The organism is Saccharopolyspora pogona (genome assembly GCF_014697215.1).
Taxonomy (GTDB): Bacteria; Actinomycetota; Actinomycetes; order Mycobacteriales; family Pseudonocardiaceae; genus Saccharopolyspora; species Saccharopolyspora hattusasensis.
Window position 1 is genome coordinate 587,525 of the sequence record NZ_CP031142.1, and the last position, 20,644, is coordinate 608,168.

23 protein-coding genes and 1 pseudogene are annotated in these 20,644 nt (G+C 67.8%); 18 read left to right on the forward strand and 6 right to left on the reverse strand.

Features of this window, described 5'->3' with window-relative positions:
• Positions 1–4 precede the first annotated feature (4 nt).
• Positions 5–1,366 (forward strand): sodium/glutamate symporter, encoded by a 1,362-nt coding sequence (locus DL519_RS02160; RefSeq protein ID WP_190812658.1) that lies wholly within the window; start codon positions 5–7, stop codon positions 1,364–1,366.
• Between the two features lie 115 nt (positions 1,367–1,481).
• Here the strand turns inward: DL519_RS02160 and DL519_RS02165 are convergent, their stop codons facing one another.
• Complete coding sequence (locus tag DL519_RS02165) at positions 1,482–2,423, reverse strand: LysR family transcriptional regulator (RefSeq protein WP_190812659.1); 942 nt, start codon at positions 2,421–2,423, stop codon at positions 1,482–1,484.
• A gap of 120 nt (positions 2,424–2,543) precedes the next feature.
• On the opposite strand from DL519_RS02165, the gene DL519_RS02170 reads away from it, so the two are divergent.
• Together DL519_RS02170 and DL519_RS02175 are read left to right on the forward strand one after the other, a co-directional pair.
• On the forward strand, positions 2,544–3,716 hold the full coding sequence (locus DL519_RS02170; RefSeq protein WP_223838356.1) for an FAD-dependent oxidoreductase: 1,173 nt from the start codon (positions 2,544–2,546) through the stop codon (positions 3,714–3,716).
• Between the two features lie 60 nt (positions 3,717–3,776).
• Positions 3,777–5,069 (forward strand): allantoate amidohydrolase, encoded by a 1,293-nt coding sequence (locus tag DL519_RS02175; protein ID WP_190812661.1) that lies wholly within the window; start codon positions 3,777–3,779, stop codon positions 5,067–5,069.
• A gap of 179 nt (positions 5,070–5,248) precedes the next feature.
• Here DL519_RS02175 and DL519_RS02180 read toward each other — a convergent pair whose 3' ends face one another.
• Together DL519_RS02180 and DL519_RS02185 are read right to left on the reverse strand one after the other, a co-directional pair.
• Positions 5,249–5,449 carry a DUF397 domain-containing protein gene (locus tag DL519_RS02180; RefSeq protein ID WP_190812662.1) on the reverse strand — a complete coding sequence of 67 codons (201 nt, stop codon included), beginning with the start codon at positions 5,447–5,449 and terminating at the stop codon, positions 5,249–5,251.
• Positions 5,446–6,303 (reverse strand): helix-turn-helix domain-containing protein, encoded by an 858-nt coding sequence (locus DL519_RS02185; RefSeq protein ID WP_190812663.1) that lies wholly within the window; start codon positions 6,301–6,303, stop codon positions 5,446–5,448. Before DL519_RS02185 ends, DL519_RS02180 begins: the two co-directional genes overlap by 4 nt.
• Before the next feature lie 137 nt (positions 6,304–6,440).
• On the opposite strand from DL519_RS02185, the gene DL519_RS02190 reads away from it, so the two are divergent.
• The 7 genes from DL519_RS02190 to DL519_RS02220 all read left to right on the forward strand — a co-directional run bounded on the left by DL519_RS02190 (position 6,441) and on the right by DL519_RS02220 (position 10,520).
• On the forward strand, positions 6,441–6,683 hold the full coding sequence (locus DL519_RS02190; RefSeq protein ID WP_190812664.1) for a hypothetical protein: 243 nt from the start codon (positions 6,441–6,443) through the stop codon (positions 6,681–6,683).
• Entirely contained in the window at positions 6,680–6,889 is a 210-nt protein-coding gene (locus tag DL519_RS02195) for a hypothetical protein (protein WP_190812665.1), read from the forward strand. The genes DL519_RS02190 and DL519_RS02195 overlap by 4 nt, the downstream gene beginning before the upstream one ends.
• On the forward strand, positions 6,886–7,218 hold the full coding sequence (locus DL519_RS02200) for a hypothetical protein (protein WP_190812666.1): 333 nt from the start codon (positions 6,886–6,888) through the stop codon (positions 7,216–7,218). Before DL519_RS02195 ends, DL519_RS02200 begins: the two co-directional genes overlap by 4 nt.
• A gap of 363 nt (positions 7,219–7,581) precedes the next feature.
• Positions 7,582–7,833 carry a putative ATP-grasp-modified RiPP gene (gene tgmA / locus DL519_RS02205; RefSeq protein ID WP_223838357.1) on the forward strand — a complete coding sequence of 84 codons (252 nt, stop codon included), beginning with the start codon at positions 7,582–7,584 and terminating at the stop codon, positions 7,831–7,833.
• Positions 7,830–8,783 carry an ATP-grasp ribosomal peptide maturase gene (tgmB, locus tag DL519_RS02210; RefSeq protein ID WP_190812667.1) on the forward strand — a complete coding sequence of 318 codons (954 nt, stop codon included), beginning with the start codon at positions 7,830–7,832 and terminating at the stop codon, positions 8,781–8,783. The genes tgmA and tgmB overlap by 4 nt, the downstream gene beginning before the upstream one ends.
• Positions 8,780–9,940: a methyltransferase domain-containing protein gene (locus DL519_RS02215; protein WP_190812668.1), complete on the forward strand. Its 1,161-nt coding sequence runs from the start codon at positions 8,780–8,782 to the stop codon at positions 9,938–9,940. Before tgmB ends, DL519_RS02215 begins: the two co-directional genes overlap by 4 nt.
• 337 nt (positions 9,941–10,277) lie before the next feature.
• Entirely contained in the window at positions 10,278–10,520 is a 243-nt protein-coding gene (locus tag DL519_RS02220; RefSeq protein ID WP_190812669.1) for a hypothetical protein, read from the forward strand.
• A 174-nt stretch (positions 10,521–10,694) separates the two neighbouring features.
• Here the strand turns inward: DL519_RS02220 and DL519_RS49345 are convergent, their stop codons facing one another.
• Positions 10,695–11,072 carry a response regulator transcription factor gene (locus tag DL519_RS49345; RefSeq protein ID WP_317891342.1) on the reverse strand — a complete coding sequence of 126 codons (378 nt, stop codon included), beginning with the start codon at positions 11,070–11,072 and terminating at the stop codon, positions 10,695–10,697.
• Between the two features lie 290 nt (positions 11,073–11,362).
• Between DL519_RS49345 and DL519_RS02230 the strand changes: the two genes are divergently transcribed.
• The gene (locus DL519_RS02230; RefSeq protein ID WP_190812670.1) at positions 11,363–12,646 is read left to right on the forward strand and encodes a glutamate decarboxylase; all 1,284 of its coding nucleotides are present in this window, start codon (positions 11,363–11,365) and stop codon (positions 12,644–12,646) included.
• 15 nt (positions 12,647–12,661) lie between these two features.
• Positions 12,662–13,594, forward strand: a complete 933-nt coding sequence (locus DL519_RS02235) for a nitrilase-related carbon-nitrogen hydrolase (RefSeq protein WP_190812671.1) — start codon at positions 12,662–12,664, stop codon at positions 13,592–13,594.
• Between the two features lies 1 nt (position 13,595).
• Here DL519_RS02235 and DL519_RS48300 read toward each other — a convergent pair whose 3' ends face one another.
• Positions 13,596–13,886: a LamB/YcsF family protein gene (locus tag DL519_RS48300; protein ID WP_263399556.1), complete on the reverse strand. Its 291-nt coding sequence runs from the start codon at positions 13,884–13,886 to the stop codon at positions 13,596–13,598.
• Positions 13,887–14,005: 119 nt separating this feature from the next.
• Positions 14,006–14,188, reverse strand: a pseudogene (locus tag DL519_RS49640) (LamB/YcsF family protein); the annotation flags it as partial.
• A gap of 83 nt (positions 14,189–14,271) precedes the next feature.
• Here DL519_RS49640 and DL519_RS02245 point away from each other — a divergent pair.
• The 6 genes from DL519_RS02245 to sbnA all read left to right on the forward strand — a co-directional run bounded on the left by DL519_RS02245 (position 14,272) and on the right by sbnA (position 20,634).
• Positions 14,272–15,165 (forward strand): 5-oxoprolinase subunit B family protein, encoded by an 894-nt coding sequence (locus tag DL519_RS02245; RefSeq protein ID WP_223840189.1) that lies wholly within the window; start codon positions 14,272–14,274, stop codon positions 15,163–15,165.
• A complete protein-coding gene (locus tag DL519_RS02250) occupies positions 15,162–16,142 on the forward strand; it encodes a 5-oxoprolinase subunit C family protein (RefSeq protein WP_190812674.1) in 981 nt (326 codons plus the stop codon). The genes DL519_RS02245 and DL519_RS02250 overlap by 4 nt, the downstream gene beginning before the upstream one ends.
• Positions 16,143–16,162: 20 nt before the next feature.
• Positions 16,163–16,402, forward strand: a complete 240-nt coding sequence (locus DL519_RS02255; protein ID WP_168588055.1) for an acetyl-CoA carboxylase — start codon at positions 16,163–16,165, stop codon at positions 16,400–16,402.
• Positions 16,399–17,748: an acetyl-CoA carboxylase biotin carboxylase subunit gene (locus DL519_RS02260; protein ID WP_190812675.1), complete on the forward strand. Its 1,350-nt coding sequence runs from the start codon at positions 16,399–16,401 to the stop codon at positions 17,746–17,748. The genes DL519_RS02255 and DL519_RS02260 overlap by 4 nt, the downstream gene beginning before the upstream one ends.
• A 180-nt stretch (positions 17,749–17,928) precedes the next feature.
• Positions 17,929–19,104, forward strand: coding sequence for a YVTN family beta-propeller repeat protein (locus tag DL519_RS02265; protein ID WP_223838358.1), 1,176 nt, complete (start codon positions 17,929–17,931; stop codon positions 19,102–19,104).
• Between the two features lie 546 nt (positions 19,105–19,650).
• Positions 19,651–20,634 carry a 2,3-diaminopropionate biosynthesis protein SbnA gene (sbnA, locus tag DL519_RS02270; protein WP_190812676.1) on the forward strand — a complete coding sequence of 328 codons (984 nt, stop codon included), beginning with the start codon at positions 19,651–19,653 and terminating at the stop codon, positions 20,632–20,634.
• Positions 20,635–20,644 lie beyond the last annotated feature (10 nt).

Sequence of the window (20,644 nt, forward strand, 5' to 3'; positions counted from 1 at the left end):
TCCCGTGGATTACTCAGCTTGGTCGCTGCTCGTCGACGCCGGCCTGATCGGCCTTCTCCTAGTGGTCGGAGCCACACTGCGGGCGACCATCCGACCGCTCCAGACCTTGATGGTTCCGGCCAGCGTGCTCGCCGGTGTGCTCGGGCTCGTGCTCGGGCCCGGGGGATTGGGCCTGCTGCCCTTCTCCAAGCAGCTCGGCGCGTACTCGTCGGTGCTCATCGTGGTCGTGTTCGCCTGCCTGTCCTTGACCGACGACGTCGACCTCCGGCGGCTCGGTCGCTCGGTGGCCGGGTTCGCGAGTTACGGCGTTGCGTTCTACGCGGCCCAGATCGTCGTCGGCGTCGTGCTCGGTCTGCTGGTGCTCGGCCCGCTGTTCGGCACGCACGACGGGTTCGGCCTGCTGCTGTTCGCCGGATGGGCCGGCGGGTTCGGCTCGGCCGCGGCGATGGGCACGGTCTTCGGGGAGGGCGGCTGGACGGAAGCGCAGTCGCTGGCCTTCACGTCCGCGACCGTCGGATTGCTCGTCGGCATTGTCGGCGGCATCATCCAGGCCAAGACCGGAGCGAAACGCGGGTACGCCAAGGAGTTCAAAGGGCTGAGCGCGTTGCCCGAGCACCTCCGCACCGGGGTCCTCCGCACGGACGAGGAGCGGCCGGCTATCGGCACGCACACCTTCTCGGGCGGTTCGATCGAGTCGCTGAGCTTCCAGGCCTCGATCGTCCTGGTGATCTCCGCAGCGGCGTACGGGGTCAACACGCTCCTCGGCGAGGTCTTCCCGTCGGTGTCGTTCCCGCTGTTCTCGATCGCGTTCGTGGTCGGGCTGGTCCTGCGCGGGCTGCTGTCGGCCACCAAGACGCGTCGGTTCGTCGACCCCGAGTCGCTCAAGTCGATCTCGGGCAGCGCTACCGATGTGCTCGTGGTCTGCGGCATCGCCTCGATCGTGCCGAGCTTCGTCGCCGGCTATTGGCTGCCGCTGCTAGTCCTGTTCGTCGTCGGACTGGCGTTGTGCCTGCTGCTCGGCCTCGGTGTCGCGCCGCGAATGCTCGGCGACGCTTGGTTCGAGAAGCAGATCTTCACCTGGGGCTGGGCGACCGGTTCGGTCTCGACCGGGATCGCGTTGCTGCGCATCATCGACCCGCGGCTGCGTTCCCGGACCCTGGAGGACTTCGCCATCGCCTACCTGCCGCTCCTCCCGGTCGAGGTGACGGCGGTGACGTTCACCCCGGTGCTCGCGCTCGCGGGCGCGAGCTGGGCCATCGCCGGAATCTGGGGCGGTATCGCGGTACTCGCCCTGGCCCTGCCCCTCCTGTTCATCCGCCGAGCACCGGCCAGCACCGGGAGTCGTGCGTCAGAACCGACCAGGTGACATTCGCCGGGATGCCGTGCGCGCGGCATCCCGGCCCGCACCTGGATGCGGCGAACGTGTTGGTGTTCAAGGGTTTCGATCCGAGGTGGCTCGGGTGCGCACCGCCGCCTCGGTTCTAGCCGGAATGTTGCCCGCTGCGCTCCGGGCTTCCGGGTGCACGGCCGCTGAGCGCCTCGTGGGCGGCGCTGCGCAGGTATTCCTGGAAGGCGGCGCCAGCAGCATGTGCAGGGGAACCCCCGGGCGGGGCTGCGACCATCATCGTGGTGGTGGGTCGCGAGGAGATGGGAACCACCTGCACCGCGTCCGGTTTGAATCGGGATACCGACTCCGGGAGAACGGTGAACCCCAGGCCTGCGGCCACGAAGCCCAGCGCGGTCTCCTGGTGGACGACCCGATGCGTCACCCTCGGGAACGGCACGGGGCTGCTGAAGATCAACTGGAGCTGGGCGACGAACCCGGGCATCTCGCGCGGGGGGAAGCTGATCATGGGTTCGCCGGCGAGCTCCTCGGGGGTCACCTCGGCGTACGACGCCAACCGGTGGTCCGAAGGCAGGCAGGCGACCAGCTGTTCGGTGTAGAGGTCGTGGAGGGGCAGGCCCATGCTCGCGTCCCCGCCGCGGACGACCCCGAGGTCCAGGGTGCCGTCGTGCAACTGGTCGAACTGCTGGCCACTGGTCAGGGGGCTGAGCACGAGCTCGACGCCGGGGAGCTCCTGTCGGAAGCGCCGCACGGCCAAGGGCATGACGCTGTAGCTGGCAGAGCTGACGAAGCCCACGGTCAGCCTCCCGGCGCGTCCCGCGCGCACTTCGTGCAGGTCGGTGACGGCGTCGTCCAAGGCGTCGAGGAGTCCGTCGAGCCGTCTGCGCAGCTCTTCGCCTGCCGGTGTGAGTCGCACCCGCCTCGTCGTGCGGTGGAACAGCTCGACACCGAGTTCGGCTTCCAGCTGGCGGATCTGGTGGCTCAGCGGGGGCTGGGAGATGCGCAGGCGTTCAGCCGCGCGGCCGAAGTGCAGCTCGTCGGCGACGACCATGAAGTACCGGAGGCGGCGTACGTCCACCAGCCGATTGTAAAAGGTTCGGGTATCAGTTCGCGACGAACAGGTATTGGACAGATCTGAATGTCGCGAGGTCTGATAATCCTCGTCCACCCCGATCCCACGATCTTCCGGAGCCGCGTCGTGCCTCTACTCCAGTCGCAGTACGCCGTCATCGGTGCCGGTCTGGCAGGTTCCGCCGCCGCGTGGCAGCTGGCCTCCCGGGGGCACGAGGTCACCTTGCTCGAGCAGGCGACTCCAGCCCACCGCGGTGGAAGCTCCCACGGATCGGCGCGCATCCTCCGCTACGCCTACGCCGAGCACCTCTACTCCCGGTTGATGCTGGCGGCGAAGCCGCTGTGGGACGAGGTCGAACGAAGCGCGGGCAGGGAGCTCATCACGCCGACCGGTGCCCTCGACTTCGGCGCGCAACGCCATCCCGAACACCTCGCGCAGGTCCTCGGCGACCTCGGCATCGACCACGAGTTGTTGAGCGTCCAGCGGGCCACCGAGCGGTGGCCGGAGTTCCGCTTCGACACCCCCGTCCTGTGGCACCCCGGCGCCGGCGTGATCAACGCCGAGGCCGCCGTGGCGGCGATGGTCGACCTCGCCGTGGCGCACGGAGCACGCCTTGAGACGGGCTGGCACGTGGCGTCGGCTGCTCGGGCTGGGGCCGGCTACCGGCTGGTCTCAACCGGCGGTGACGTCGTTGACGCAGAACGAGTTGTGGTGTGCGCCGGCGGCTGGTTGCCCGATTTGCTGTCCGAACTGTCACTCCCGCACGGGTTCCTGTCCGGGATGCCGTCGTTGGTGGTCCGCCAGGAACAGGCCTACCACTTCCCGTACCGGGACCGGGCTGCCGCCGGGGGCAGTTCGCCTGCCGCGCCATGGCCGACCTTCATCTACAAGAGCGACCGAATCCAGGTGTACGGCTTGCCGGGCGGCGAGGACGCAGGTTTCCGAGGCCAGAAGGTCGCGGCGTTCAACGGGGGCAAGCGGCTGGCGTCAGCCTCGCAGCAGGACCAGGTCGTCGATCCCGGTAACCGCCGACGAGTTACCTCCTACGTGCAGGAGAACATCCCCGGTCTGGCAGCGGAGCCCTACGCCGAGACCACGTGCCTGTTCACGAACACCCCCGACGAGAACTTCGTCCTCGACCGCGCCGACGGGGTCACCGTGGTGTCCCCCTGCTCCGGGCACGGGGCGAAGTTCGCACCCCTGATCGGTGTCCTGACCGCCGACCTGGCGAGTGCCGCAGACGCTTCGGACGCCCACATCGTGCCGCCGGAGTTTCGCGTTGCGGTCAAGTCCGGCTGAGCCGCGCCGTCCGCCCCGTGCCACGAACGAACCCGGATCCCACGACGAAGGGGACGCACCATGCTTGACCGGCCCAGCACCGTCACGTCGTTGCTCCGCGGCATCCACGATGTCGGTACCGACCCAGTTCGAGGCGGGTATTCGCGTCCCGTCTTCTCGAACGCCGAGCTCGACCTCCGGACGTGGTTCACCTCGGAGGCTGCCGCCCGGGGGCTCGATGTCGAGACCGACCGCAACGGCATCATGTGGGCTTGGCTCGACGTCCCGTCAGGGGAGCGAACCGACGCGGTGGTCACGGGCAGCCATCTCGACTCGGTGCCGGGCGGCGGAGCCTTCGACGGCCCTCTGGGCGTCGCGTCCGCGCTCGCTGCGGTGGACCTGCTTCGGGGTCGAGGACACCAGCCACAACGTCCCTTGGCCATCGCCGTCTTCCCGGAAGAGGAGGGATCCCGGTTCGGATTGGCTTGTCTCGGCTCGGGAATCATGACCGGGGTCGTGGACGTGGCGCGGGCGCTCAACCTCACGGACGAGGAGGGCAACACCCTGGCCGACGTCGTCGGTCGAAACGGCCTGAACCCGAACGGGCTGGGACTGGACCGGGAGGCGATCGGCCGGATCGGGGCATTCGTCGAGCTGCACGTCGAACAGGGGCGCGGCCTCGTCGACCTCGCCCAACCCGTGGCGATCGGCTCGTCGATCATCGGACATGGCCGGTGGCGGTTCACCGTGACAGGACAGGGGAACCACGCGGGAACGACGCTGATGTCCGACCGGCGCGACCCCATGACCGTGGCGGCGCGTATCGTCCTGGCCGCCCAGGACGCAGCACGTTCCACGCCGTCTGCCCGCGCGACGGTCGGACGAATCGCGCCGGTCCCAGGTGGCACCAACGTCATCGCGTCCTCCGTGGACGTTTGGCTCGACGTGCGGCACCCGGACGACGAGGTAGCACGCGCGCTCGTGCGGACCATCACGGACGAAGCGCACGGATCCGCGGCCCGAGAGGGCTGTTCCGTCGCGATCCGCGAAGAGTCGTTCAGCCCCACGGCCCATTTCGAGCAAAGCCTTCAACGCCGCATCGCACGAGTGCTCCCGGATGCCCCGATCCTGGACACCGGTGCTGGCCACGACGCTGGAGTGCTGGCGCCGTTCGTGCCGACGGCGATGCTCTTCGTCCGAAACCCCTCTGGCATTTCGCACTCCCCGGAGGAACACGTCGAGCCGGTCGACAGCGAGGTGGGCGCCGAAGCGCTCGCGGATGTGCTGGCAGACCTGACAGATCGGCCAAACCAAGAAACCAAGCGCACCAGCTTCATCCTCGACGGGCACAGGTCGAGATCGACACGGAAGTGATTTTTTGAGGAGCGTGGCGGCTAGCGGCTCATAGCGCCGTCTAGTCGCCGCTGCTCCCATTCTGCTCCCTTAAGACCACAATAGACGGTCGTTGCGGGTTGACGTGCCGCCCTCTGACTGCTGGCAGAAACGCGAACACCCCCGCACGGATCGAGCGGGGGTGTTCTGCTGGCGAAGGGTCAGGCGTCGAACTTGTTCTCCTTCACCGCGTTGATGAAGTTGGCCCACTGCTTGCCGTTGGTCGTGAAGTATCCGGCGGCGCGGTTCTTCGTGTCGCGGATAGCGGCGCCGTCGCCGAATCGGCCCACCTCGACACAGTTCGTCTGCGAACTGCTGTAGCTGGACTTACGCCACCCGTCGGGCATACGCGGTATCGTCATGTTGTCGTCTCCAGTTCAGCGATGACATCGGCGATGAGCTTGGTTGTGTCGGCCGGGCTCATCGCCACACTTTTCACCTTATCGATGGCGTTTCGGTACGCCTCGATGTCGTCGGGTTCGTGGAAGAACAGCCCAGCGCGCCGGTTCTCGACGTGCACAATCGGCCGTTCCTCTTCGAAGTCGATCAGGACAAACGGTCCTTCGAGTGCCGGCGTCCAACCCGCCGTCTCCGGAATGACGCGCAGGTCTACGTTGGACACATCGGCCCAGGTCAGCAGGTGGTGCATTTGATCGAGCACCACGTCACGGGTGCCGATCTTCTGCCGAATGGCCGACTCGCCGACGAGCGCCACCAGGTGCGCCGGATTACGCCGCCGAGTCAGTACCTCGCGGCGCCCCACTCTGACAGCTACGCGAGTTTCGATTTCCGAGGTTGGTACATCGGCGGCCACCATGATGGCGCGGGCGTAATCGGCGGTCTGAAGCAAGCCAGGAATGAGCAGCGGCGCCACATCGCTGATGCGCTGGGCGCCGCGCTCGAAACCCAGCAGCGCAGCCATCTGCCGATCCCTGTCACCACTTTGCACTGACAACCAATGTGGGTCGTTGGTGCCTCGCGCCAGCTTCAGCAACTCGGCGCGCTCTTGGCCGGTGACGCCGACGGCGGTCAGGAACGAGGCGACGTCTTCGGTATCGGGGCTGCGGCTCCCGCCTTCCCATCGCGAGATCGCACTGTGTGACATCTCCAGCTGAGCGGCCAGGGCACGCACGGTGAGACCGGCGGCTTGGCGAGCTTCGCGCAGACGCATGCCGAGTGCGCGTGCTTTGGGGGTGGTGCCGTTGGTGACAGCCATGCACCAGAGCATAGGGGATCTCAATTGGGTGCGATCTGTCCCCGATTGGGGCATTGCACGCCTGGTGACACAGGTGACACTCTGGTGTCACCATGTCACCAACGCATCAGCTGTGACTCAACTTACTAGGGGGAGTTATGGCCACCTATCGACCCCACCCGTTCAGCTGGACACCCGGCGGGGGCCTGCGGCACGCGACGTGCGACGAGCGCCGGTCCGGCGGATGGCGTGACGACGACAAGGTCACCACGTTGTGCAACCGGCCAATCCGCGTCGACACAAGCGAACTCGCCTGGCTGTGGGACACGTGCCCGGACTGCAACGTGGCGGCGCACGTGCTCGCCCAATGCCCCATGCCGCCGGCGGTGGGTGCGCGGTGAGCGCCGAGCACGCCCACATCGGGCGCATGATCCGCGCAACGGTGTTGATGCTCGGGTACGCCGCCGACGACGTTGAGCGCGGTCGATGGAGCGACGACGAAATCCGGCAACTCGGCGACCAGCTCACGACGGTGGCCGCTGCACTGCGCGGTGAAGGGAAGACGCCGGAACCACTTGTGATCGACCTATCGGAGGCAAAGCGATGATCGCCGCATTGGTCGCAATGTGCCTGCTCGGCGTCGGCGGGCTCGCGCTGTGGGCGACGTTCTACTACGCCCCGGCGCGCCACGCAGGGGGCGGCGAGGGGGCATTGACCGTTTCGTACTTGGTTGCACGGGTGGAAGCCGAGACCAGCGGCGGCCGGCATCGGCTGCGCAAGGTCACGATCCGCGGGGACCTGGACGAGGACCTCGCCGCGGTCGAAACCCGGCACCTGCCACTGGTCGAGTCTGGTTTGCCGGTCGATGACCGGGAAGCGATGGCACGGCACCCCGGAATGCTGCGGCGGCTGCTTGCCGCGCTTGAAGGTCTGTAGGCCCGGTGGGGGCACCGTCACTTCCTCCAAAAGGCCGGTGTCTCCACCACATCCACGTGGCCGGTTCGTTGTCTCCCAGGGGCAGCCGGCCACACCTGGATGGTCGGGCAGCGGAAAGCCCCCCGACGTTACCCGACCATCCACCCACCCGGCGCGGAGAACGGTCTCCGCTTCGGGATTCGCACGGCATCGGTCAGCCCCGGCTCGCCGATGGCGTGTGATCGTCAGGTAGTAGGGATCAATTGGAGAGGATGGCGTTATGCCTGCCGAAACGATGACACGGTTCGCGCACGACCCGATCGCGTCTGATAGCGCGCAGTTCCCGCTCGGTCGCCCGTTGGCACGCCGAACAACACCGACCCGGTGTCGGGCGAGGGTGTCCGGCCGTGGGGTCTGCGTGCCATGTCGACGCTGTCGAACAAGACAGTGGAACCGCTGCCCGCGTGGCGCTACGACCACGAGCAGCAGATTGCCGTCGACCTCGACGGGATCGGGCTCAACGAGCTGCGGATGGACCCGTCGGCAGACTCGGTCACGGGCAACGACGGTGACGAAGGCCCCAGCGAGGACTACGTGTATGACTTCGCGCCGGATGCGCCGGGGCTGCCTGTATGACGGTTCTGATCCTCGCACGTGATCTCGACCCGTCGGCCGATGCGATGGTGACCGCGCTGCGGGACCGTGGCACGCCGATGTGCCGGGTGAACACGGCGTGGTTCCCTGCGCAGCTCAGCGTTTCCGCTGGGCTGCGCAGGGGACGTTGGTCCGGGTACCTGCGAACACCGGCCCACTGCGTGGAGCTGGAAGACGTGCACGCGGTGTGGTACCGCAGCCCTGAGGCGTACCAGATGCCCGACGCCCTGTCGGAGCCGGAACGGCACCATGCGTTCCTCGAAGCGAAGTACGGACTCGGCGGAGTGCTGTCGAGCCTTTCCGCGTTCTGGGTCAACCACCCGGCGCGCATGGCCGATGCTGCGTACAAGCCGGTCCAGCTCGTCCGGGCGGGCGAGTGCGGGCTGACGGTGCCCGACACCGTCATCACCAACGAGGCCGACACCGTGCGCTGCTTCGCCGCTGAGGGGCACACGATCACGAAGCTGTTGGGCTCGAACACGATTTCCGAAGAGGGCACCCGAAAACTGTCGTGGACCGGGGTTCTCGGTGAGGACGATCTCGCGGACCTGCGCGGGATCGAGGTCACCACGCACATGGTGCAGCGGTGGGTGCCGAAAGCCTTCGAGGCGCGCGTCATCGTCATGGGCGAGCACATGACGGTGGTGGCGATCCATGCGGGCAACGCGGCCTCGTACGTCGACTGGCGTTCGGACTACGACGCCTTGACCTACGACGTCATCGAACCGCCGGCCGCCGTGAGCAAGGGGATTCACTCGCTCATGCGGGCATTCGGGCTCGTGTACGGGGCGTTGGATTTTGTGGTAACCCCGTCGGGTGAGTGGGTCTTCCTGGAGATCAACCCCGGTGGCCAGTATGGATGGATCGAAGCCGCGACCGGCGTGCCGTTGACGAGCGTACTTGCCGACCTACTCACGGAAGGGCGACCATGACTGCCCAACTCGATACGGCGTGGGAATCCCGCGCCCAGGCACTCGCCGACGAACTCGAAGCGCGCGGCGACCTGACCGACCCGGCGTGGAAGGCCGCGGTAGCCGCGACACCGCGGCACGTGCTGGTGCCGAAGGTCTACGAGCAGGGCACCACGGGCGAATGGCATTCGGTCGACGTGGCCTCGCCGAGTGGCCTTGACCGGGTGTATTCGCCAACAACGCTGATCACTGCGCTGGCCGACCGCGGCACGCACCACGAGAGCATTTCCAGCAGCACCAAACCCGACCTGATGGTGCGGATGCTGGAAACCCTCGACGTGCACGACGACCACACCGTGCTGGAAATCGGCACCGGAACCGGCTACAACGCTGCACTCCTGACGCACCGGCTCGGTGCCGAGCGGGTGTTCTCCGTGGACCTCGACGTCGAACTTATCGACCCGGCCCGGGAACGCCTCGCGTCGATCGGACTCCACCCGACGCTCGTCACACGCGACGGCGCCGAAGGACTGCGCGAGTACGCGCCGTTCGACCGGATCATCGCGACGTGCTCGGTGCCGACGGTGCCGCGAGCATGGTGCGACCAGCTTAGCGACGGTGGGTTGCTTCTGGCCGACATCAAGGCTGGCCCGACCGCGGGAAATCTCGTGCTGCTGCGCCGGGACAGTGACCGGATCGAGGGGCGCTTCACAGACCGGTGGGCGACGTTCATGCAGATGCGCCACCAACACGAACAGCCCCGCACGCTGCACCCACCAACCGACGCAGGCGCGCGCACCAGGACCACGAACACGCCGCCGGACCCGTGGCAACACAACCGGGTGGTCTGGTTCCTGGCGCACTTCACCGGACTGCCGAACGGCGTCCGGCACGGGATGAGGTTCGACCCCGACACGCGTCAGCCCACGGCCGGGACGATCACCGCGCCGGACGGGTCGCACGCGTTCGTGATGCTCGAACCCACGCCCGATGGGACATGGTCGGTGACCGAGAGCGGGCCGACACCGCTATGGCTGGCGGTCGAGGAAGCGCACCAAATGTGGCGCGCTGCGGGTGAACCGGGCTGGTTTTGCCTTGGCCTGACCGTCACTGCGGGCGATCAGTGGGTGTGGATCGACGAACCACACGGCAAGCATCAATGGAGCCTGACCATCTGACCGCCCCCGGAAACGACGAACGCGCCCCGCACCCGGTGAAGGGTGCGGGTCGCAGTTGGATCATCCATCCTGGGGTGACGGTCTTGCCGTGGTTTCTCCTTCGGCATCATCCCCGCTGGGATGGCTCCGTGACTCGGCCTGGTCCACGACCGCCTATCCGTCGAAAGGAGCAGTAAGTGGCGTCCGCTGCATTGTAGCGACTCCAGCGCTGTGCGATGAGCCGCGCCGTCGACGGCTTGGTCGCAGCGTTCCCCGATTGGCTCCTTGCAGCACCGGATCCGCTCGCTGGACGGAGAACACGGCAGCTGCTCGTGCGCGGATCTCCGAACGTTCCCAAGTGGACCTCGAACCGCTGGAGCGCGGCCTCAGCGCGGAGGCCCGATGGCCACGACGGCACCCAGCCTGGGCGGGTAAATGGACGCAGGAAGGACTAGCGGACCGCGTCGACGCAGGCGGGGAGCTCGGCGCGTTGAGCCGATCTATCTATCAACCCGAGATCGCCGCCGACGCCGTACGCTACGGCGCCGCCCCAGCAGCGCTGCGTGCCCGACTCAGCTGGGAGTCGCGTGAGTCGGGCTAGCTGTCCTGGCTCGGAGCACGCCCCCTGAGGCACCGGTATCTCGTTCGGGATCTCGAGGTGAATCCCGACCTCGGCCGAAAGGGTCATCCTGCTCCTGCATCGGTTGCCGGCCAACTCGTACGGCTGGCCTGGTACTCGGGTTGCTCTGCGGATCTCATGCCACCGCGGAGCGGGCTAGCTGTTGCTCCCCAGGGCTTTCACGACCGCTGAAGTTCGATCGCCCACGCCCAGCTTGGTGAAGATGTTGCGGAGGTGGTTCTTGACCGTGCGCTCCGATATGCCCAGCGATCGTGCGATCTCCCTGTTGGAGCGGCCGCGAACGAGTTGGTCGAGCACCTCCCGTTCCCGCTTGGTCAGCGGGGACAGCACGTGGCCGTTCGCAGCGATTTTGGGAAAACCATCGTTCTCGTCTGGTCGGGTCAGCTCGATCCGGAGCGCAGCAAGCTGACCGACCTGGTGCAGGACCTGGCGCATCGCGCGTGAATGCTCAACGGCCTCGTGCAGCAGAGCGGTTATCGCCCGGTCTAGCGCCCGGTCGTGGGAACGGGCCATCAAATGCCTCCACTCGGGCGGTTCGGCCGGGGTCGCCCGGTACCCGGTTCGTCGATCAGCACTTCCTATTTCGCCACGCGACCAGCGGAGATAACTGAAACTGCGATCAAATCGCTCGAATGCCGCAGGAGATACCCCGGACGGCCCAGCACGGTTGGGTGGGTCCGGCACTAGGTGGGTCCGGCACTAGTACGAAAGCGCTGGGCCGAATTGTTCATGGCGCATTGCTCCTGATCGCTCGTAGCGTGGCCGATGTCGTCGCACACCACCAGCAACAGGAGTGTTCAACCATGTCGGCTCTGGCGAACGCGGCCGAGGAACCGTTATGTTCCTCGACGCAACTTCGGCGCGGGATCCCGGATTTCGGAATGGACGCGGATGCAGCGCTGAATGCCGTGGCGGGCAGGTTGCGCGGCGGCTGCCGTCCGGAGCGGAACCTCGCGACCTTCCTCACCACATCGATCGAACCGGAGGCCCAGCAGCTCTACCGCGCCTACCTGAACTACAACCTGGTCGACCGCGAGCAGTACCCGGCGATGGACGAACTGCTGCGCGAATGCGTGCGAATCATCGGCGCGCTGTGGCACGGGGATTCGCGACGAGTGGTCGGCAGCGCCACCACGGGGTCCAGTGAGGCCGCTCTGCTGGCCGGGGTCTCGTTGCTGCGGAGCTGGCAGGAACGCACCAGGGGCGAGCTGTCCCGCCCGAACCTCGTCATGGGTGCCGGCGCGCACGCCTGCTGGAAGAAGTTCTGCCGCCATTGGGGAGTCGAGGCCCGGATCGCCCCGGCCATGGCCGGTCGGCTGGCCCTCGACGGCACTGCGGCCGCGGACCTGTGCGATAAAGGCACCATCGGCGTGATCGGCATCCTGGGGTCCACTTTGGATGGTCGTTACGAGCCGATCGCCGAGATCGCGGCCGAGCTGGACAGGCTCGACCAACAGCGCGGGATCGACGTGCCCATGCACGTCGACGCCGCATCCGGCGGATTCATCGCACCGTTCCTGGACACCGAGCTCTGCTGGGACTTCCGCATCCCGCGGGTGGTTTCGATCAATGCCTCCGGCCACAAGTCGGGCATGGTCCCGCCGGGCTTGGGTTGGCTGCTGTGGTGCGACCGGGGCCGGCGCCGCCCCGAACTGGGGATTCGGATCAACTACCTCGGCAGCGACGACACCCACTACGAGCTGAGCTTCTCCAGGTCGGCAGCGCCCGTGGTCCTTCAGTACTACAACTTCGTTCGCTTCGGATTCGCCGGTTTCCGCGCCGTGCACGCGCGTTCGAGGTCGCTGGCGCGGCAGCTGGCCGCCCGCCTGCACGACACCGGGCGGTTCCGGCTGCTTGGTGACGGCAGCGAGCTGCCGGTGGTGGCACTGACCGCGGAGCCGCCGATCAAGTTGCGGCGGTTGGCGATGCACCTGGCCGACTGCGGCTGGGCGGTGCCGGTCTACACGCTTCCATCGGAACCGGACGTCGTCGAAACGATGCGCATCGTCGTCCGCAGCGATTTCACGCTAGAGGCGGTCGAGGATTTCATGGCCGCTGTTGAAGAGTTCGTCTCCACTGTGAATTGATCGGAGAGGAGAACCATGCGTCCCGTCAGAATCATCAGCAGGTTGGTCGACCGCGAACCACCACGGTCCGGTGCTGGAATCCGGGTTTCGCTCTTCCAGGGCGAGAACCCGGCGGGTTCACCGACCGCGAAGGCGGAGAACCTCGCCAGGATGGAGGAAGTTCTGGCCCTGGCGGCCGCCTACGAGAGCCAGCTCTGCGCGTTCCCCGAGTGCTTCAACACCGGCTACGCGCTCGGGCGGGAGCAGTGCGAACTGCTGGCGGAGCCGTACGACGGCCAGTCCGTCCAACTCGCCCGGAAGCTGTCCAAGCTGCACGAAGTCGCAGTCGTCCTGCCCTACGTGGAACGGGCGGAAAGCGGTGCCTTGCACGATTCGGTGGCCATTGCCGCCGACGGCGAGCTCATCGCCAACTACCGCAAGACGCACCTGTACGGCGCCGCCGAACGCGTGAACTTCACCGCTGGCGAAGAGATTCCTCCGGTGGTCGAGGTGAACGGATTCCCGGTCGGCTTGCTCAACTGCTACGAGTGCGAGTTCCCGCCGCTCTACCAGAGCCTGGTCCGGCGCGGTGCGCGGTTGATCGTCGGTCCCACGGCTGCTGACCGGCACTTCACACTCCAGGACGGGACTCCGACGCTGGTCCCCTACCCCGATGCCACCGAGCACATCATCCCCGCGATGGCGGCCGTGTGGCGGGTGTTCGTCGCCTACGCCAATCGGCGGGGCTGGGAGGTGTCGGAACGCGGACAGTGGGAGTACCGCGGCAATTCCGGCATCTGGGCGCCGAACGGTACCGCGGTGGTGAGCGCCGGCCCCGAGGAGCGAGCGGTGGACTCGTTGCTGGTGGCCGACTGCGTGCCGCACACCGTGCCGCCGTTCAGCCCGGAAGGGGATCACCTGGGCGATTCGCGCATCGAGCCATCGGACCACCTGCTGCCCGCAGGCTGACTCAGGACCGCGCGTCCGCGACCTCGGCCATCGCAGCCAGGCGCACCCCCTCGGAGGCGAACCGATCGCGGATCGCCTCCGCGATCTCCACCGCATTCGGTCGGTCACGGTGCAGGCAGATCGTGTCGGCATCGACCGCGATGGGCGTGCCCGCGACGGAGGTCACTTCGCCGCGGAGCACCGCCACCGCCTGGTCCCCGCAGCGCTGCGGGGACTTGGCCCCGGGATCCGGCTCGATGATGATGTGCCCGGATTCGTCGTAGTCCAGGCCGGCGAACGCCTCCCGCACCATGGGAACCCCCGCTCGGCGAGACGTTCGGCGACCGGCCCGCCAGGAGCACGACCCGCACGCCGGGGACCGCAGCGGCGAAGGCCTCTAACCACGGCTTCGGCGACGACGTCGTCCTTGACCGCCAGGCCGTAGAGCGCACCGTGCGGTTTGACGTGGGAGATCGCGGCACCGTGGCGTGCGGCGATCACCTGCGGGGCACCGAACTGCGCAACTGGTCGCCTCCAGGCCGGCCGCTGATGGTAGGTGCCGGGACCGCCGCACGCAGTGCGGTCACAAAGCAGCCTCACCCGAAGGTGCCTCACCCACGCACGACCAAGCTGCGCGGAACATTCCTGCGGCGCATCCTCAACTCGTATGTTGGCGAGGGGGGTGGGCCGTGACCGCGATGGAGGTTCAGCTGCCGCCGGCGCGCTACGAGTTCGGCGGCGACGAGTTCGTCTTCGTCGAGCTCGACCGAGAGATGAGCCTGGAAGCCAACCTCAAGGCGATGGCGATCACCGGTGCGCTGCGCCGCGAGAACATCGACGGAGTCATCGACATCTGCCCGTCCAACGCCTCGTACCTGGTGCGGTTGAACCCCGATCGCCTGCACCCGGCCGAACTGGTCGAAGAACTGCGCAGATTGGAGCACACGGCCGGCGAGCTGCCGGACGACCATGCGGTGCGAACCCGCATCGTCGACGTGCCGGTGCTCTTCGACGATCCGTGGACCCGCGAAACCCTGCTGAAGTTCCGCGACCGGCACCAGGATCCGGACGCCACGGACCTCGAATACGCCGCCCGCATCAACGGTTTCACCGATGTCCGGGCGTTGGTCGAGGCGATCACCGCGGCACCATTCCTGGTCACCATGCTCGGTTTCGTCCCGGGACTGCCGTTCTGCTACCAGATGGTGCCGCGCGACCGGCAGATCCAGGTGCCGAAGTACGTGCGTCCGCGGACCGACACGCCGGAGCGGGCATTCGGCTACGGCGGGGCTTTCGCCGTGGTCTACCCGGTGCGCGGGGCCGGCGGGTACCAGCTCTTCGGGATAGCTCCCGCTCCGGTGTTCGACCTCGCGCAGCGGCTGCCGGACTTCGCCGACGACATCGCGTTCCCGCGACCCAGCGACGTCCTGCGGTACCGGGCGATCGATCGGGACGAATACGACCGCACCCGTTCGGAAGTGGAGGTCGGGCACTTCCGCTACCGGATCCGCGAGGTGGAGCTGGTTCCGGCGGAACTGCTCGCCGACCCGGACGCGGTGAACGGCCGGCTCTTGGAGGTGTTGTACCGGTGAGCTTCCTGATCGTGCGCTCGGGCGGCTTGTCCACGACCGTCCAGGACACCGGTCGAGACGGGCGGTACGCCATCGGAATGCCGCCGTCGGGGGCCGTGGACCAGTACTCCTTCGCGGTGGCCAACCTGCTCGTCGGCAACCCGGACGGGGCTGCTGTCCTGGAAGCGACGTACCTCGGACCCGAACTGGAATTCACCGACTCGCGCACCGTCGCGGTGACCGGCGCGGACAGCGGCGTCACGATCAACGGGGAACCCGCCCCACCTTGGCAGGCGCTGCGGGTATCGGCAGGTGACGTGCTGGCGGTCCAACAGGTCCGCGCTGGTGCCCGTCCGTACGTCGCAGTGGGCGGCGGTATCGACGTGCCTCCCTACCTGGGCTCGCGCTCGACCTACATGCTCACCGGTATCGGGGGTTTCCAGGGGCGTGCGCTGATCAGCGGCGACCAGCTGCCGCTCGGTGAGCCCGGACCGGCCCCGGCGGCCGGCACCGAGGTGCCCGAGGAGCTGCGCCCAGATTTCCCGGCGGCGACCGAACTCCGGTTCGTCGTCGGGCTGTGCGCCTACCGGTTGACCGGGCGGGCGCTGGAATCGTTCCTCAGCACGGAGTGGAAGGTCACCAAGGACGCCGACCGGGTCGGGTACCGGCTGCGCGGCGGATCGCTGGAGTTCGTCGAACGGGAGCAGCCGTTCGGTGCGGGCAGCGACCAGGCCAACGTCGTCGACCTCGGCTACCCGGTCGGCTCGGTGCAGGTTCCCGGCGGCGACGAGCCGATCGTCCTGCTCAACGACGCGGTCACCGGCGGTGGGTACGCGACCATCGGCACGGTGATTTCGGTGGACCGGGACCGCTTGGCGCAGACCAGGACCGGGGGGCGGGTGCATTTCGTGCCGGTGGACGTCGAGGCGGCGATGGCTGCCCGACAGGAGCGGCGTGCACGTCTGGAGAAGGCGCGGGCGGCGGTCGCACCCGCTTAGCGCCGTTCAAGGGGGAGTCGATGTCTACAGTGGATGCTCAGCTGCCGGGGGTCTTCTACCGGCGACCGTCGCCCGACGAGGACCCGTTCATCGAACCTGGCAGCGTTGTCCGGCCGGGCCAGACGCTGGGGCTCATCGAGGTGATGAAGACGTTCAACGAGGTCAAGGCGGACCGGGCCTGCCGGGTCAGCAAGATCCTGCTCGACGATGGCGACGAGGTGGACGTCGGCCAGACGATGTTCGAGGTCGATGAGCCATGACCGGGCTGCGGCGAGTGCTGGTGGCCAACCGCGGCGAGATCGCCGTTCGGATCATCCGCGCGTGCCACGCGGCGGACATCGAAGCGGTGGCGGTCTACTCCGATGCCGACGAGCACGCGCGGTGGGTGCAGATGGCCGACGATGCAGTGCACATCGGCCGGTCCGCCGCGCGGAAGTCCTACTTGGACCCGGATGCGCTGCTCAAGGCGGCGCGGTCCACCGACGTGGACGCGGTCCACCCGGGCTACGGATTCCTGTCGGAGAACGCCGCTTTCGCCCGGGCGATCGATGAGGCCGACCTGGTGTTCATCGGGCCGCCCCCGGCGGTCCTGGAGCAGATGGGCGACAAGGCGGCCGCGCGGCGCGCCGCTGAGGCCGCTGGCGTCCCGGTGGTGCCCGGCAGCGGCCCGATCACCGATCCGGCGGACGCGCCGCGGGCGGCTCTGGAGCTCGGGTTCCCGCTGCTGCTCAAAGCAGCCGCGGGTGGGGGAGGCCGGGGGATCCGGCCGGTCCGCGATGCCGAAGAACTGCTGGACGTGCTGCCCGGAGCCCAGGCAGAGGCGCGTTCGGCGTTCCGGGACGCGACGATCTACCTCGAGCGCGCGGTCCCCAACGCGCGGCACGTGGAGGTGCAGGTGCTCGCCGACGCGCAGGGGAACGTGGTGCACCTCTTCGAAAGGGACTGCTCGGTGCAGCGGCGTCGGCAGAAGCTCCTCGAGGAGGCGCCCGCACCGGCCCTGCGCGAGACGACCCGGCAAACCATCACCTCGGCGGCGGTGCGACTGGCCGAGCACGTCGGTTACCGGAACGCCGGCACCGTGGAGTTCCTGGTCGACAGCGATGAGAACTTCTACTTCATCGAGATGAACGCGCGCGTCCAGGTCGAGCACCCGATCACCGAGGCGATCACCGGCGTGGACGTCGTCGCGGAGCAGCTGCGAATCGCCGGTGGCGCCCCACTCACGCTGGATCAGGACTCGATCGAGTGCCGGGGTGCCGCCATCGAGCTGCGCATCAACGCCGAAGACCCGGCCCGCGCCTTCGCCCCAACGCCTGGCGATGTAACCGCACTTCAGCTGCCCGGCGGCCCGGGTGTGCGGGTGGACACGGGTATTTCGCAAGGGGACCGGATCAGCCCGTTCTACGATTCGCTCATCGCGAAGCTCATCTGCTGGGGAACGGACCGCCAGCAGGCCTACGCCAGGGCGCGGCAGGCGCTCGCCGAGTTCCACGTCGAAGGTGTCGCTAGCACGGTGGCACTGCACCGCCGACTGACCAGCAACGCGGAACTCGCCGACGGCCCGGTCCACACCATGTGGCTGGAACAGGTTCTCGCCGACGACTGACCGCCTCGCCGGGGTACGGCTCGTGCACTCGGTGGGACGACGCTCTGACGTGGTCACCACTGCCCGGGTAGCCCAGGTGGGCCTGACCCTCACCCGTGCGGGGGCTGTGGTGGATTCGGAAGCGTGGTGTTCCCACGTCGTTGCCCGGACCAGGCGATCGCGGATTGTAGCGTCGCGGCCATGCAGATCAGGACAGCGCTCCTAGCGGTGGTCGGCATCGTGGGGCTGGCGGCGGCGGGATGCAGCGGCCCAGAACTGGACAGCGCGGTCTTCGCCGACACGCCCAAGGCGGTTCTGGCACCACCGCAGGTCAACGTCCTGCCGGGTATGCCACCCCTGCTCGACCAGGGTGATGTCTACGCGGCAGCCCGTCCCGGCCACCTGTCGGAAGCGATGAACGGCGTGCGCAACCTGGTGTACGTGCCCAACAGCCTGGACGGCACGGTCTCGGTGATCGACCCGAACACCTTCAAGGTCGTGGACACCTTTCCCGGGGGCGAGGAACCGCAACATGTGGTTCCGTCCTACGACCTGAAGACGCTCTACGTCACCGCGGACAAGGTGCCGGCCGGGACGCTCACCCCGATCGACCCGAAGACCGGCAAGCCCGGCACCCCGTTGCCGATCCAGGACCCGTACAACCTGTACTTCACCCCGGACGGCCGCTCAGCGATCGTCGTCGCCGAGTATTACAAGCGCCTGGACTTCTACGATCCGCACACCTGGCAGCCGCAGGGCGAGCTGCACGTCCCGGACTGCGCCGGGGTCAACCACATGGACTTCACCGCCGACGGCAAGCTCGCGCTGGTGACGTGCGAGTTCGCCAACAAGATGATCGTGCTCGACGTCGCCGGCCGCCGGCAGGTGCGCACCTTCGAGCTCGACCGCGTGCCCGACGGGATGCCGCAGGACAGCCGGCTCGCGCCGGACGGCAGGACGTTCTACGTGGCCGACATGATGGCCGGCGGCGTGTACCTGTTCGACGGTGCGGCGAACCAGCAGATCGGCTTCGTGCCCACCGGCAAGGGCGCGCACGGGATCTACTTCTCCCGCGATTCGCGGCGGGCGTTCGTCGCCAACCGCGGGGAGGGCAGCGTGGCGGTCCTGGACACCACGACCCACCAGCCCATCGGCAAGTGGCACATCCCCGGCGGCGGAAGCCCGGACATGGGCGGGGTTTCCGCGGACGGCAAGCAGCTGTGGTTGTCCGGCCGGTACCACAACGAGGTCTACGTGTTCGACACCGACACGGGCCAACTCCTGGCCCGCATTCGAGTCGGCGCCGGTCCGCATGGCCTGACCTACATGCCGCAGCCAGGCCGGTACTCCCTCGGGCACACCAGCAACCTCCGCTGAAGCCGGCGATCCGGTCTCGTGATCTCGGCTGGCGAATGGCCCTGCGGGCACGTGTGGCCGAATCCGTCTGTCGCTGTTAGGCGGTGGGACGGAGACATCACCCTAGAGTCGATCCGGCAGGTTTGTACTGCGGTTTCTGGTCTTTCACTGCTTAGGTGTCTCTTGTGGACAGCGCTTGTCCAAGGGGTGCAGGTTCAAATCGTGTCGTCCCGTTGGTCTGAAGAACCCGCTGACCAGCCCGGTGGGGCCGCGCGGTGCCGACCCTGCGGTGTCCGCCCGGTTCAGGCCATTGTGGACCTTGCGACCTCGCTCGCCTGTCGTTGAGCGACATGGCTGGTTCGGTGCCTTTCCGGATCTGTTGCGGGGCGGCGGCATCGGTACGTGCGTACGGGTCTGGAACCGCGAGTGATCGTTGTTCTGTTCGGGTCAACCTCGTCACGTCTGTGTGATGGTGATCTCTTGATCTTCTTCTATTAAGTTAGCCTAACCTTTGCTAGCGTTCTGGCTGTCGCCCTGCCCGTTCCGGTCGTCGAGCTGAGGAGAAACGTGGCTGTCGACACCCTGACCGAATCCGTCGCCGAGTCCGTGTTCGAGTGCGTGGGCAACACGCCCGTAGTCGCGCTGAACCGGCTGTTCCCCGAACCCGATGTCGAGGTGATCGCGAAGCTTGAGCTGATGAATCCCGGCGGAAGCATGAAAGACCGCTCCGCGCGGCACATCGTCGAATGTGGACTGCGCGAAGGGTCCATCCGCCCGGGAAGTCACCTGGTGGAGAGCAGTTCCGGCAACTTCGGGATCGCGCTGGCGATCGCCGCGCGCATCCACGACCTGCGATTCACCTGCGTGCTCGACCCCAAGGCCGCCCCGGCCAACGTCGCGATCCTGCGGCACCTCGGGGCCGAGGTCGACGTGGTGACCGAACCGGACGAGATGGGCGGCTACCTGCACACCCGGATCCGCCGGGTGCAGGAGATCGTGGCGGGCTCGCCGGGGGCGATCTGGATCAACCAGTACGCCAACGACCGGAACTGGGAGGCCCACTACCACGGCACCGGCGCCGAACTCGCCGAGCAGCTGATCCGACCGCCGTCGTACCTGTTCGGCGCGGTCAGCACCACTGGCAGCCTGCTCGGTTGCTCCCGGCGGCTGCGGGAGAGCTTCCCGGACCTGCGGGTGGCCGCGGTCGACGCCGTGGGATCGGTGATCTTCGGTGGCCCGGCCGGGCCGCGCGACGTGCCGGGCATCGGGGCCAGCCGGGTCCCGGAGCTGTTCGCCCCAGCGGAGATCGACGACGTGGTGCACGTCAACGACTTCGAAACGGCGGTGGGCTGCCGCGACCTGCTGGCCGCAGAGGGCATCTTCGCCGGCGGCTCGACAGGGGCGGTGATCGCGGCGATCCGGCGCACGCTGCCCGGGCTGCCGCGCCCGTGCCGGGTGGTCGCGATCTTCCCGGACCGCGGCGACCGCTACCTAGACCTGATTTACGACGAAGACTGGTTCGCCGCCGCCAGGCAGCGCTGCACGAACTGACGACGAGGAG

What these genes read in the sequence shown, in the direction of transcription:
- DL519_RS02175 (WP_190812661.1), top strand. Translation starts at nt 3,777, where the DNA reads ATGCTTGACCGGCCCAGCACCGTCACGTCGTTGCTCCGCGGCATCCAC.
- DL519_RS02180 (WP_190812662.1), bottom strand. Translation starts at nt 5,449, where the DNA reads ATGACGATACCGCGTATGCCCGACGGGTGGCGTAAGTCCAGCTACAGC.
- DL519_RS02185 (WP_190812663.1), bottom strand. Translation starts at nt 6,303, where the DNA reads ATGGCTGTCACCAACGGCACCACCCCCAAAGCACGCGCACTCGGCATG.
- DL519_RS02190 (WP_190812664.1), top strand. Translation starts at nt 6,441, where the DNA reads ATGGCCACCTATCGACCCCACCCGTTCAGCTGGACACCCGGCGGGGGC.
- DL519_RS02200 (WP_190812666.1), top strand. Translation starts at nt 6,886, where the DNA reads ATGATCGCCGCATTGGTCGCAATGTGCCTGCTCGGCGTCGGCGGGCTC.
- tgmB (WP_190812667.1), top strand. Translation starts at nt 7,830, where the DNA reads ATGACGGTTCTGATCCTCGCACGTGATCTCGACCCGTCGGCCGATGCG.
- DL519_RS02215 (WP_190812668.1), top strand. Translation starts at nt 8,780, where the DNA reads ATGACTGCCCAACTCGATACGGCGTGGGAATCCCGCGCCCAGGCACTC.
- DL519_RS49345 (WP_317891342.1), bottom strand. Translation starts at nt 11,072, where the DNA reads ATGGCCCGTTCCCACGACCGGGCGCTAGACCGGGCGATAACCGCTCTG.
- DL519_RS02230 (WP_190812670.1), top strand. Translation starts at nt 11,363, where the DNA reads ATGTCGGCTCTGGCGAACGCGGCCGAGGAACCGTTATGTTCCTCGACG.
- DL519_RS02235 (WP_190812671.1), top strand. Translation starts at nt 12,662, where the DNA reads ATGCGTCCCGTCAGAATCATCAGCAGGTTGGTCGACCGCGAACCACCA.
- DL519_RS48300 (WP_263399556.1), bottom strand. Translation starts at nt 13,886, where the DNA reads ATGGTGCGGGAGGCGTTCGCCGGCCTGGACTACGACGAATCCGGGCAC.
- DL519_RS02245 (WP_223840189.1), top strand. Translation starts at nt 14,272, where the DNA reads ATGGAGGTTCAGCTGCCGCCGGCGCGCTACGAGTTCGGCGGCGACGAG.
- DL519_RS02255 (WP_168588055.1), top strand. Translation starts at nt 16,163, where the DNA reads ATGTCTACAGTGGATGCTCAGCTGCCGGGGGTCTTCTACCGGCGACCG.
- DL519_RS02260 (WP_190812675.1), top strand. Translation starts at nt 16,399, where the DNA reads ATGACCGGGCTGCGGCGAGTGCTGGTGGCCAACCGCGGCGAGATCGCC.
- DL519_RS02265 (WP_223838358.1), top strand. Translation starts at nt 17,929, where the DNA reads ATGCAGATCAGGACAGCGCTCCTAGCGGTGGTCGGCATCGTGGGGCTG.